The 12,861-nt window shown below is 66.2% G+C and carries 6 protein-coding genes; 3 read left to right on the top strand and 3 right to left on the bottom strand.

The window, feature by feature from the left end; translation table 11 throughout:
* Window positions 1-2 precede the first annotated feature (2 nt).
* Entirely contained in the window at window positions 3-3,527 is a 3,525-nt protein-coding gene (gene pglX, locus ACZ6QO_RS05285; protein ID WP_465847858.1) for a BREX-2 system adenine-specific DNA-methyltransferase PglX, read from the bottom strand.
* Window positions 3,528-3,897: 370 nt separating this feature from the next.
* Entirely contained in the window at window positions 3,898-5,226 is a 1,329-nt protein-coding gene (locus tag ACZ6QO_RS05290; RefSeq protein ID WP_465847860.1) for a helix-turn-helix domain-containing protein, read from the bottom strand.
* A gap of 265 nt (window positions 5,227-5,491) precedes the next feature.
* Here ACZ6QO_RS05290 and ACZ6QO_RS05295 point away from each other — a divergent pair, with 265 nt between their 5' ends.
* Both ACZ6QO_RS05295 and ACZ6QO_RS05300 read left to right on the top strand, forming a co-directional pair.
* On the top strand, window positions 5,492-5,878 hold the full coding sequence (locus tag ACZ6QO_RS05295) for a hypothetical protein (protein WP_465847862.1): 387 nt from the start codon (window positions 5,492-5,494) through the stop codon (window positions 5,876-5,878).
* Window positions 5,879-6,007: 129 nt separating this feature from the next.
* Entirely contained in the window at window positions 6,008-6,325 is a 318-nt protein-coding gene (locus ACZ6QO_RS05300; RefSeq protein WP_465847864.1) for a hypothetical protein, read from the top strand.
* Window positions 6,326-6,345: 20 nt separating this feature from the next.
* Here the strand turns inward: ACZ6QO_RS05300 and pglW are convergent, their stop codons facing one another.
* On the bottom strand, window positions 6,346-10,641 hold the full coding sequence (gene pglW / locus ACZ6QO_RS05305) for a BREX system serine/threonine kinase PglW (RefSeq protein ID WP_465847866.1): 4,296 nt from the start codon (window positions 10,639-10,641) through the stop codon (window positions 6,346-6,348).
* 258 nt (window positions 10,642-10,899) lie between these two features.
* Here pglW and ACZ6QO_RS05310 point away from each other — a divergent pair, with 258 nt between their 5' ends.
* On the top strand, window positions 10,900-12,759 hold the full coding sequence (locus ACZ6QO_RS05310; RefSeq protein ID WP_465847867.1) for a GmrSD restriction endonuclease domain-containing protein: 1,860 nt from the start codon (window positions 10,900-10,902) through the stop codon (window positions 12,757-12,759).
* The last annotated feature ends 102 nt before the right edge of the window (window positions 12,760-12,861 follow it).

A 12,861-nucleotide genomic window follows, 5' to 3' on the forward strand; every position in this document is an offset into this window, starting at 1 on the left:
GGTCAGGCCCCCTTCTTGCGCCCGCGCCCCGTGGCCGGGGGACGCCATGCCGAGAGCTGCTCGCGGGTCACGCCGTAGCGGTGCAGCTCGGTGTCGAGGAAGTCGGTGAAGTACGCGGCCGGGCTGCTGCCGTACATCGCGTCGTACTCGCCGTGCCACTGGTGCAGCCACGGCTCCAGCTCGGCGATGCCGGCCAGCAGCGGGGTCGCCCGGTCGGCGTCGTAGCCCCGGTCGACCAGCACGTTCGCGAGCGCGGTCGCCTGTGCCAGGTGGTCCCAGCCCGCCCAGCCGTACACGGGAGTGGGGTCACCGTCCCGCTCGGCGTTGGGGTAGCCGACGAACCGCTCCTTGGGCACGTCCAGCTTGCCCCGGTGCTTCCAGTAGCTCGCGGTCTTGAAGTCGGCGCTCGTGTACTTGGGCGGCACGTTGATCGTGACCTTCTCCCCGGCGTCCTCGCGCCGCTGGAGGTCCCAGACCTCTTCCCAGTCCTTGCGCTTGAGCAGGCCGGAGTCCCTGTACCGGTAGGCGGCCAGGTAGGGGACGTGCTCGTCCTTCAGCAGCTTGGCCAGCTCGGCGGTCAGGTCGTAGTCCGGCCGGTTCAGATAGAGGTCCATGACCTGCCGGAAGTCGGCATCGGTACGCACCAGGTCCGCGAGCTGCGCGACGGAGAGCGTTCGCGGGGCACCGCCGTCGATCCAGAGATACTCACCCTCCAGCTGATCCAGCAACCAGGTGCGCAGCGCCTCAGCCTGCATCTTCTCCCACGGCTCAGCCGCCCAGCGGCGCTTGCACTCGGGCCGCTCGATGAGATGAAGAAGCGGATGACTCTCAATCACCTCGATCCGCCGATTCACCAGATCCTTGTACGCCTGAGGCCAGTGCTCAGGCAGCTCAGTAATCGGCGTAGACCCATGCCGCTTATACCACTGCGTCTCGACCTCTCCGGCTGCCGTCTTGCGAGCTAGCACGATCTCGAATGCGCGCTCGCCAAGATTGATCCCCGGAAGGTCGTCACCTGTATAGGTTAGTCCCTGATCGAGAATTCCATAGAGTTGATAGACCTCCCAGTCGAGCTCTTCCTGCAGAGAGATCATCGCTATTCGAGTTGCGAGGTGGCAGCTGTTTGCCACTGCAAGAGCTTCCCGACTTGGAATCTCCGCGCTACAAATGGTTCTCGGTGCGACGGAGGCCAATTCGTGGGCCAAAGCGTCTAGATGTCGAGATCGGTGCAGGGGGCGACCAAGCGGTATGGGGTAATCCTTGAGTTTGGTTGCGTTGTAGACGAAGAAAGGTTCCCACATATCGTGCATGAAACCGCCGGTGCCAGATTGACTGCCCTTACTGTGACACATTTGCTTCAGCCAGAAGCATGCGGTAGATGAATTAAGTAGTCCAAGTAGCCCTAGATGATCATCCACCGTGGCTTGTTCGGACAGCTTGAGTATCGGTGCGGTGCGATTGAATACCCTTCCGCCTTTATCGAGAACGAAATGATTATGCGTAGCTACCTCAGCGAACGCTATCGTGAGCGGTGTTGTAAAGCGTCTGGTGAAAAACATCGAATATTCGAACCAGGTGAGTCCTCGTTCGATCTGACTATGGCCGAAGGCAACGCGTTGACGCAGAAGTACGCGACACGGCCACAGCAAACGTTGGACGTTCTCTTGTGGGAGGGCCGTCATCGACTGTGGATCGTAAGGCCATACTGATGCTACTGCGTCGGTGATCTGCCAGTCCCGAGTCGTGTCCCCATCGACCAATTCTCGTTGGAGAGAGTCAGGTACACGACTTCGACGTAACGCCCCTGACCCCAACATGTATGCACTGTCCTCGCGTGTCACGGCGCCTGTGCCGACATCTGCAATAGTTTGCAGTGACCGCTTCTGGTTCGTATTGATTATTTCAAGCAAGGAATCGGCTCCCCCGCCGGAGAGGGACCAGGGGTGAGTAGCAAGGCGTACGCGCGCCAGGTCGGTGATGGAAACGAAGTCAGTCTCAGTTCCCGGTGCATTGATGTTCTCGACGATGGAACGCCAAACTAGACCTTTTGCTGGGTCGGCTGGCTGCGTAGGCTCACCGCGGACGCCGAGGGCAGCCCGTACCGTACTGATTAGCATTCGGTCGCGGTTCTTGCCGATCAGAATGACCGTGGGAGTGCCATGGCCGGGAATGTAAGCGCCGGATGTGTCGATAACATATGTGAGGTCGACTTGGGTTTGAAGGAATCCCTCGACTAGCTTCTTGCCGAACTCTCGCTTCATAAAGGAGTTGGCGGTGATCTGCCCCACGTGGCCTGGTGAATCCTGGTCTTGGCGCGCGAGTCGAAAGAACAGCTCGGCAAATGGCACGCTCAGTGCGTATGCTCCGGCGCAGCATTCATATCGATCTCTGTATGCTTCATTGAGAGATTTGTCCTTGACGGCAATATATGGTGGGTTGCCAACGACAACGTGATACTGGTTGAAATGCAGGATTCCAGGATATTGATGGAGGTCTTCCCAGGCGTATTGGTGGTCGTTTAGTGGGCTGGCGTCCTCGAGGGTTAGTTGGCGGCCGCTGCCTCCGCCGTAGATCAAGGAGTCTCCTGTCCCGATGTGAAGGTGCAGGATGGGAGCCTCGGGGGTGTCGAGGCGGGTGACCTCGCAGGACCGTAGGGCGGTTAATGTCAAGCGGAACTTGGTGATGGCAGTTGCGGCTGGGTTGATATCGACGCCGTAGATGCTGTCGAGGACCTTCTGTACGCGCACACGGGGGTCCAGGCCCGGGGAGTGTTCGGTCCAGGCGTCGAGGAGTCGGTTGTACGCGCCTAGGAGGAAGTGGCCGGAGCCGCAGGTGGGGTCGATGAGTTTGAAGCCCTCTAGGCCGAAGTCGTCCAAGGCCGGGGTGAGGGTCAGGTCGAGGATGAACTCCTCTACGAACTCTGGGGTCTGGAGGAGCGCGTAGCGCTTGCGGATGTCCTCGGACAGGTCCTGGTAGAGGTCGCCGAGGAAGCGGGTGTCCAGGCCGGGAGAGTAAAAGTGGTGCGCCAGCCCTACGCCGGCGGCGTCGCGGCGGCGGAAGTTGGCGATGAGGGCGTCGGCCGCGTCGGCGGAGATGTCCCACCACCAGACGAAGTCGGTGTCGGGGAAGAGCCCGTGGCCGGCCCGGGTGGAGCGAAGCCAGGTGAAGGCTTCGCGCAGCCACTCGCGGGACGATAGCCGGGGGTTGGCCGCGATCCACGCTTCCTCGGCGTCGGCGGCGGCCGTGGTCGCTTCGCCCGACTCGGCGTCGCGGGAGGCGATCCAGCGATGCGAGGTCAGGTCGTTGTCCTCGCAGAAGCGGACGAACACGCAGGCGAGCACCCACGAGCTGGCGGCCTGCGTCGCCTGGGCGCTCAGCCAAGAGTTCCACGTCTCGGCGGTCCGGCCGATCGAGGTCGCCTTGGCGTGCATCTGCTGGAGTCGTGTGCCGGTGTCTTCGCGCTCTTCAGCCTGCCTGCGCAGGTCGGCTTCCAGGAAGCGAGCTTGTCTCTGCAGATCCTTCAGCATCTCCGCGGAGACCACAGACATCGCGCATACCCCTCGCCAGAGTGGTGCACCCGTCTATATGGGAAGAAAGGTGCACAAGCGACATAAAAGCGACCCGTCTATGGGTCGCCGACCAGCGAGTATGTCTAATTTGTATTACGGCTGAAAGCGAAATTGACGACCATGTTGGCCCGTCTAAAGCCCTCCTCCTGGCTTTCGTACTGATATTCGGGAAATGCATGTTCGTTGGGGCTGTGAGGACCCTGCTTCTCCTACTTCTCGGATCTGTGGTTGAGTCACAGGTTGATATCGGGCATCCTCTATACCGCTCTTTGTGGATGCATTTAGCCTATGCGGCCAGCTGAACGAGTGCTAATAATGTTCTGATGTGTCACGTAGACGCCGATACGTTGATGGCGGCGCGGTAGTCGCCGAGGGCGGGAAGTGTCCCGCGTTTGTGGACCGGGATGGTGTCGAGCACCATGTGGGCAGTGTGCAAGATCATGTGTGATCGGTAGTCGGGGTCGAGCTCTGAGATGACTTGTGTGGCGAGTTGGAGCGCTTCGTTGTGGCCGCCCAGCTTGCCGATGCTGATGGCTTCATGCAGACGGACGTTGGTCCCGTTCTGGTACGCGGGCGATTCGGAGAGGAGACGGTCACGGGCTTCGCGTCCATCTTCCGTTGCACCGCTGTGGGACAGCACCCAAGACGTCGCGAACCAGACTGACGATGGCACCCAGCCGTAGTTCTCGCCCAGAACGTCGCGTCCAGCCAGATCATGGAGGTGGTCCAGTCGCTCCCGTGCCTCCTGCTGCCTTCCAAGTACGGCCAGCGCCTGCGCTTCCGCACCCACGGCCTTGAGAAGTCCGGCGGTGACCCGACCTTGAGCGAGGGATTGCGCTGCACGGGCCAGGATGAGCACGCTCTCCGGTGCGCGCGGGGCGTAGAGAGCAAACACCGCCTCGGTCGCGCGGACCCACACCCTCATATCCGTGTCGCCGGAGGCGTCGGCGGCGTGGCGGGAAGTGGTCCACCACCGGCGGGCTGCGCCGTGCTCGCCAAGTCGGGTGAGGAGGTTGGCATGCAAGGCCGACAGCCAGGCCGCCGCTCGTTGCAGGTCGGCGGCACGGCCTGTGGTTTCGCGCTCAAGAACATGGTAAAGAGCCGCCAAGTCAAGAACGAGATCGTCCCGGACTGTGGCGGGAGGCCGAGTGACCACGGCGTGTAGGTAGTCCGCGCAGGTCAGGTGCCAGTCATCGACGGTGAAGCTGTCGGCCGTGTTCATAACCCGTTCGAAGCTCTGACGGATCGGCTCACCCGCACCGAACAGCGGGCTTTGGGCGAACAGGCCGAGGCCGGCCAACTGGAAGAGCTGTCGACGTTCCATGTCGTCTCCCTGGGGGAGGGCGCTGCTGCCGTTTTCACGGTAACTGGCGATAGTCCGGTTTGTCGCGGTGGCCAGTTCATCAAGCGTGCAATGTCCCAGCCGTTGCACCACAGGCCACAGCGTTTTCAACTGCCCGTCCGCGTTCAGGGCGTCGTCGATGGCCTGCACGCGCAGGCCGGACTCGGGGAGGCTCTCGCCTCGCTCGATGGAGCCGAGCATCGAGGCTGAATAGCCCGTGCGCGCCGCCAACTGGGCGACCGTCAACGGCTCGCCGACGCGCAGTTCGTACGAATCGCGCAGATCGCGGATGAGCGCTCCGAAATAGTGCGTCATCGATTTGTACCGATTGGTGCTCTTGCGCGGTGCGGGCATGTCTTGCCTCACCCTCGGGGGTCGCCGGAATCGCCGGTTGATCGCCGAAGTCGATCAGCTCTTGCTCCGGATGTGGACTGGATACGAGCCTCGAAATAACTCTAAATGATTGCTCGACTACAGATAGTCAGTTCTGAAAGTCGGCCCCGATCCGATCAGGAGTGCGATCGATGCCCCACCGCGAACCCCCCGAGCGCGGATGGCTCCGGCGGCAGGAGACCTCCCGATGACGGCCGTGAACGTGCACGGCACCGGTCGCCTGAGCCGCACAAGCCGCCCGTCCGCCGGACGGCACCGCCAGGGCCGGCCGAGCACCGTCCCCGACCGCCGGGAGTGGGACAGCGTCCAGAAGGCCGACACCGCCCGACTCGACCTGGTCGAACCCGGCTGGCTGGTGCGGTACGGCACGTACTACCGCCGCTTCTACGCCATCGCCCGCACGAGCGCCGTCGCCGATCCGGTGGTCGAAGCGCCGAACCTCGAGGAACTGCGCACCCTCATGCGCCAGGCCGAGGTGGCCCCCGCCCAGGGCCACCGTGGGTCCGGTGCAGGGTGGCGCCCCGCCAAGGCCCGAACCGCGCCCACGCATCCCGGTGGGACGTGGCGGTCGTGACCGGCGGGCTGGTGTTCGGGATGCCCGAAGACCAGGCGGAGTGCCACCGCCGCGCGCTCGGAGACCTCCGCAAGGAGCTGGAGTCCTGCGACCTGCGCTGCCGTCCGATCGAGCGACTGCATCTCCCCGATGGGCGGCTGGTACTACAAGCCGATTCTGCTGCCGCCGGAGATGGACGTGTACGGCGGCGGGCGGCTGATCGCGACCGTCGCCGTGGTCGACGTGCCGGGTGGCGGCGGCACCTGGTTCCTGCTCAAGGAACCCGGCGGCCTGCCGGTCCAGGCCCGGGGTGCCGGTGACCTCCCCGCGGCCGCTTCGGCGGTCCGGATCCTCGCCGTCTGCGGCACGGACACCAGCCATCATGGGGAGACCGCCTTGGGCGCGCCGCGCCCCGTACGCATGGAGGCGCCGCAGCAGGCGTCACCGGAGAAGGGAGGGGGAGCCTAGGTGTCGGCGCTCCGTCTCGCTTACGAGACCGCGGCGTCGCACGCCCGGGTGATCCAGGTGGTGGACAGGCGGACCCCGCCGAGGGCGCCTGGGGCGGGGCGGCCGTCGATGGAGGGCGGGCCGTCCTGTTCGGCCGGGAGGAGCAGCCAACGGGCGGCGGGGCGGGCCGTGGCCTGGTCGGCGAGGCGTTCGAGGACGGCCAGTCGGTCGTAGCGCGCCAGCGGTGCGGCCTCGACCACCAGCAGCGGCCGGGCGTCGGTCTCCAGCAGCCGCTCCAGAGGTGCCGCGGCCATCGCCACCAGCGTCCGCAGGTTCGACGCGTCTTGGGGAGCGGCGTCCGGCCGGTCGCTGCGCAGGACCAATGACCAGTCCACGTGATGCGCTGAAGCCTCGCGCCGCATCGCGGCCAGCAGTTCGGCTGTTGCGTCGACCGGCGTGACGCTGAAGCGCTCGGCCAAGGCACCGACGGCCTTCGCGTAGTAGCGCCAGTCCACCGACAGGGTCACGAAGGCGTGCTCGGCGAGTGAGGAGGTCATGCGCTGCTCGAAGCCGGCCAGTTCGCGGTCACGGCCGGCGCCTCCGACTCGGGTGACCGTCGTCTGGCCGTGACCGGTGGCGAGCCCACTGGAGGCGCGATCACGCGGCAGGTAGCGGCCGTCGCTGAAGACCAGCGGCACCTCGGCCACGTGCAGGAGGGCGTCGAGCTTGGGTCGGTCGGGAAGCTCGCCCACCATGGGGTATCTGGCTCGTACGCGGGCCTTGAGCTGCTCGGCGTCGAGCCCGTGACGGACGACACCGAGCGAGGAGGCCAGCTGGCGGAGCGCCCGCACCGGGTCGAGCCCCGCCGGGTACACCTCGCCGCGGCCGTTCGCCGCCGCCTTCTCCGACGCGGCGGCGCCGAGCGCGGCCAGCCGTACCGGGGACAGCGGCGCCATGCCCGGCGCCAGCCGTACCTCGCGGAGGCGCATCTCGCAGTGCGCCGCGGATGGAAGCGCCTCCTCGGCGGCGAGCTTGTCGGCCGCCCGTCCGAGCCGTACCGCGTAGTCGAGCAGGTCGGTGCCGGGAACGGCCTCCGGATTGTCGGGGATCTCCAGGGCGAGGACGACCGTGCCGTAGCAGCGCCTGGTCAGCAGGCGGGCCTCGGCCCCCCGGTCGCCCTCGACGTCCACGGCGGCCCGGACCAGGCCCAGAGCCCGGCATAGCCGCTCGGGGCCGTCCGCCAATGACCCTCGCGCGGTCAGCAGCGACTCGGCCACGTCGGACGCGGCGACGACCCCGCCCGCCTGGGCCACCAGGTCGACGATCTCGGCCCGGACCTCGGTGAGCGCCCGGTTGCGCGGCCAGCTCTTGCGAACCGTGGGCACGATCTGCCCGACGCGGCCCGAGGTGACGCCGTGCACCTGCGCGATCTCCGCCTGAGTGGGCCACACCATCGGCGCGTGGTCGCCTGTGAAGCCGAGATACGTGCGCATCACCGCCTCCGCGGAGGAGTCGGCCCTTTTCGGTTTCGGCAGCAGAGCGGCGAGGACACCGTCGACGCTGTGCATGGGGACGTCGACCGACTCGGCCGGCGCCGGCGTGGTGGTCTCGCCGGGGCGCAGCCGCGCACGCCACTGCTTGGCCCGACGGCGGACTTCTCGGCGGGTCGGCTCCGATACCCCCGAGAGGCGGGCGATGTCGAAGGGGGAACGGGCGAGCAGATCGGCCACGGTCCGGACGTCCACGCGGTGCAGTGCATCAATGGCCCGCGGCGTGAGCCCCGCGTCGGCGATCGGCGTCTCGAGAGTGGCGGCGGCGGCCCGCTCGTCCAGCTCCTCGCCGGCCACCGGCTCGGCGCCCCCTGTCACGGCGGTGTCGCCGGCGGCGGGCGGCACGGCCGCGAACACCGCCCGCCACTCCATGTGCATGCTCTCGACCGTGTCGTGGCGGTTCTTGGGATCACGGGCCAGCGCCTTGGTGAAGAAGCGGGTCAGGCCCTCGCTCACGGTCGGCTCGAACAGTGCCGGATCGATCGTCACATCCGTGCTGATCACCGCCGGATGGCTGCGGTTGCCCTCGCCGTACTCGGGGGTCTGGCCGGTCGCCATCTCGTACAGCGTCACCGCCGCCGCATACCTCTCGGCCGCGGCGTCGAACCTCGGGCGGTGGATGGTGTCGAAGAACGGGTCGAGATACGGAGCCGTGCCGACCCCCGTCTGCTCCAGCGGCGCCCGCGAGAGTGAGAAGTCGAACAAGGTGAGGTGAACCTGTCGGCTCTTGCCGAGCTCGCGGAACGCCAGGTTGTCCGGCTTGATGTCGCGGTGGTTCACGCCGGCGAGGTCGAGGGACACCAGGATCTCCAGCAGATCCTTGCCCCAGCGTTCCAGCAGGTCGAGGGAGAGTCGCCCCTCCCGCTTGATCATCGCGGCCAGGCTCTCGCGGCCGGCGTCCTCCAGCAGCAGAGCCGTACGGCCGCCGACGGCGAGCGGTCCCTCGAGGAGTTGAGCGATTCTGCTATCGCGGGCCTGCGGCAGCACCTCGGCCTCGTCCAGCAGCCTGCGGCGCGCGGAGTCCTCGTCCAGCGCCACCTTCAGCACGGCCTCGGTACGCTTCGGCGAGACCTCGCCCGGGCTCTCGTTGCGGCCTGCCTCCCGGCTCTCGCCATGGCCGGACTCCCGGAGCTCGCCTCTGCCCGCCTCGCGGCTCCCGTCGTGTCCACGTCGGCGGTGCTCATCGCGGACGAGCAGCGCCAGCGCGGTCGACCCCTGGTCGAGACGCTGCAGCACCTCGAAGCGCGTGGGATCGTCGGCGGTGCCGATGCGCTGGCCAGGTTTGGCATCGAACGGGTCGACCCGCTCGGCCGCCTCCTCGGGTTGCGACAGTTCGGCGACGAGCTTGGTGAACTCCCTGACGAAGTCGCCCACCGACTGCAGCCGCAGATCGGTGTCCCCGGCCGTCGCCTCCCTGACCAGGTTCACCATCGCCTGCGGGGCGCCGTCCATGGCCGCGCTGATGTCCAGACCGCCCGCGCGGGCGAGGACCTGCTGCAGCGCTTCCCCGCTGTCCGCCGGAGCCTGCCCTGTGAAGATCATGTAAGCCAGCGCGCCGAGACCGAACACATCGGCCAGCACCGGATCCGCGTCGTGACTGTGCAGGGTTTCCGGCGCCAGGAAACCCCGCACCCCGCCGTCGGTGAGCTCCTCGAGCGTCCTGGTGCCGGGGACGTACGACCCCTGGGTCGCCGGCGGCATTCGCAGGGCGGTGTGCCAGTCGCGTACGCGTACCCCATAGCGCCCCTGCGCCATCGGCCGGACGAACACCGACCGGGGACTGAGCCGGCGATGCACCAGCTTGCGCCGGTGGGCGTAGCCCAGCGTGTCGGCCAGCGCGCGCACCAGGTCGAGCTGGATGTCGATGGTGAGCCCGTCCCCCTTGTCGGCCAGGAAGTGGTCGAGCCGGATCTCGGACGGGTCGTGGGCGAACACCACGGCAGGGCCGCGCTCGTGCTCGTAGAACTCGATGGCCTGCGCGATGCCCGGGTGGCTGACGTTCTCCAGGATGCCGAACTCCCGGCGGGCGGCCCGCAGGCTCGCCATCTTCTCCTCGTCGGACGCCTGGGCGCTGCGGATGTAGAAGCGCACCCGCCGCACCCGGTCGAGAGCGGTGTGCCTGCCCAGGTAATCCTGCCAGCCAGGCCCCTCGGCGAGCGGGTTGTCCTCCAGCAGCAGGTTGCCCACCGTGCGATGCCTGACGCTGCGGCGCACGCCCGCGCGTTCGATCACCTTGGCGAGCTGCACCGACCGCTCGCGGTCGACGAGGTCCCGGCCGTCCCGGGGCGGGCGGGCGATCAGGTCGGTGAGCAGCTCGTCCAGCCCCGCCGGTCCCTGCCCGTCGATCCGGTAGACGCCTGCCCGGCCCCGGTCCGTGAGCTGTACTTGAGCGGCCGGCTGATGGAGCACGACCGCCGCGTGCACGAACGGAATACGCGTCCGCCCTGAGACGTCGATGAGGAGCTGCTTGAAGTGCTTGGCCTTGACGTCGGTGAGAATGCGGGGATTGTCCTCTGGACGTCTGTTGTGGAACCAGGTCTGGTGGTCACCGGTGATGGTCCCGGACCAGTGCTTCAGCTCCACCAAGTAGATGCCCGCGCGGCCGACGACCAGCAGGTCGACCTCGTACTGCCGCCCGCTGCGCGTGGTGAAGGTGAAGTTCGACCAGGCTCGGTAAGGGTCGGTGTCCGGAAGCAGCTCACGGATCGCCGCCAGCCCACCCCTCTCATGTGCGTACTCCGAAGGCGTGACCTCCACCCACCGCTTGCTCCCCGCCTCCACGCCCATCTCACCTCTCTTCGGAAGGCGTTGAGTCTAATCGGTGGAATGTCGGGAGGATAGGTGCGCCGGCTGTCCTTCTCGCGCACCGTCTCTTTGGCGCCGAGCTATGTCCAGAAAGTGGTGAAAAGTGAAATTGTACAGTGGCCTTGCGAGTGGAGAAGGCCTGGTGTCGTCGCGCGCTTCGGCATCAATTCGGATACGGCATCCATGGCCACTTCCATTCTGGGATAGCGTCTGCCTCTGGCCCCGGATCTAGGAGGCAATGTGCCTTTCGACAGCCCTGACGTCAACTTGGGTCACCTGCTCGGCGATATCGAGAGCGGCAAGTTGCAATTGCCGGATTTCCAGCGTGAATGGAAGTGGGACGACCCGCGAATCGCGGGACTGCTCGCGACCATCAGTCTTGGATATCCGGTCGGGGTGGTGATGACGCTGGAGACCGGAGGAGCGGATGTCAACTTCGCTCCCAAGCCCCTCGCCGGCGTACCCCGAGGAGAACTCTCCGCGCCCGAGCAGTTACTCCTGGACGGTCAGCAGCGGTTGACCTCGCTCTACCAGTCGCTGAAGGGCCGGCGTCCGGTGGACACGGTGGATCCGCGAGGGAAGAAGCTGGAGCGCTGGTACCTCATCGACATCGAGCGCGCATTGGGCGACGAGGGCGACCGGGAGGAGGCGATCATCTCGGTCCCCGCCGATCTGAAGCTCCGTGACGACTTCGGCCGGGTGGTCAGAGCCGACTACTCCAGTGTCGCGAAACAGTGCGAGGCGGGGGTGTTCCCCCTGTGGCGTGCCTTCGACCATGCCGCCCTCTTCGAGTGGCATGGTGAGTACGCCACGGACTCGGCAAGGGTGCAGCGATGGAACGCGTTCTTCGGGCAGGTCCTGAAGAACATCACCGACTACACCGTCCCTGTCATCGTGCTGAAGAAGTCCACCCCCAAGGAGGCCGTATGCATGGTCTTCGAGAAGGTCAATTCCGGCGGGGTGGCTCTCAACGTTTTCGAGTTGCTGACGGCGACCTTCGCCGGCGACAAGGTGCACAAGGACTTCCGGCTCAATGACGACTGGAAGGAGCGGCGGTCGCGTCTTACGGCGAAGCCGGTGCTGCGGATGCTGGAGAACACCGACTTCCTGCAGGCGGTCACGCTGTTGGCCTCGAGAGAGCGGCGCGCGAGGCATCTGGCCGCCGGTCGTGATCCAGGGCAGGCACCCGGCATCACCTGCAAGCGGCGCGACATCCTGCGGCTGACGTTGACGGAATACCTCGAACACGCCGCGCAAGTGGAGTCGGCGCTGGCATGGGCGGCGGGCTTCCTCGCCCAGCAACATATCTTCCGCGCCCAGGACCTGCCCTATCGAACGCAGCTCGTTCCCTTGGCGGCGATCAGAGTCGTACTGGGACAGCAGGCGGAGACTCACGCCGCGGACAAGAAGCTGCGACGCTGGTACTGGTCTGGGGTGCTCGGCGAGTTGTACGGGGGTGCGGTGGAGACGCGCTTCCCCCGCGACCTCGAACAGGTCGTCGCGTGGATTCGCGACGACGGGCCCGAGCCCGGCAGCGTGACCGAGGCCAACTTTCACGCTTCCCGGTTGCTGACGTTGAGGACCCGTAACAGCGCCGCCTACAAGGGTGTCTACGCGTTGCTGATGCGGGAGGGCTGCATGGACTGGATACGCCGGCAGCCGATGAACATGGCGACGTTCCTTGACCTGGCGGTCGACATTCACCACATCTTTCCCAAGGCCTGGTGCGACAAGAACGGCGTCGACGCGGAACGCAGGGAGAGCATTGTCAACAAGACCGCCCTTTCCGCCGGAACCAACCGGAAGATCGGCGGCCGTTCTCCGGCGGAGTACGTCAAGACGGTGGAGGCCGCTTCCGGCATAAGCGACACCGAACTGGACGCCGTGGTCAGTAGCCACCTCATCGACCCGGCGGCGCTCCGATCCGCGGACTTCGACCGCTTCTTCGCCGACCGTAGCCGGGGTCTTTTGCGCCTGATCCACGGGGCCATGGGAAAGCCGGCACTAGAGGACGGGGCGGAGTCTCCCGCCGAGTTCATGCAAGAAGACGACGACGTCTTCGACGCCGACCCGTCATTGCCGACGGGTGACATCGCCTGAGCGGAGCAGTAGTGGAATGAGCAGGCGGGCCGGCCCACGACGGTAGAGGGAATTCCTCGTTTTCGCCAGAAGCAGCGGCGGACCGCTGGAAGCATGGACAGT

The organism is Sphaerisporangium sp. NPDC049457, assembly GCF_055586705.1.

Excerpts from the sequence above, each read along its gene's own strand:
- ACZ6QO_RS05300 (WP_465847864.1), top strand. The coding sequence starts at position 6,008 with ATGGGCGGCTGGTACTACAAGCCGATTCTGCTGCCGCCGGAGATGGAC.
- ACZ6QO_RS05290 (WP_465847860.1), bottom strand. The coding sequence starts at position 5,226 with ATGACGCACTATTTCGGAGCGCTCATCCGCGATCTGCGCGATTCGTAC.
- pglX (WP_465847858.1), bottom strand. The coding sequence starts at position 3,527 with ATGCTGAAGGATCTGCAGAGACAAGCTCGCTTCCTGGAAGCCGACCTG.
- ACZ6QO_RS05295 (WP_465847862.1), top strand. The coding sequence starts at position 5,492 with ATGACGGCCGTGAACGTGCACGGCACCGGTCGCCTGAGCCGCACAAGC.
- pglW (WP_465847866.1), bottom strand. The coding sequence starts at position 10,641 with ATGGGCGTGGAGGCGGGGAGCAAGCGGTGGGTGGAGGTCACGCCTTCG.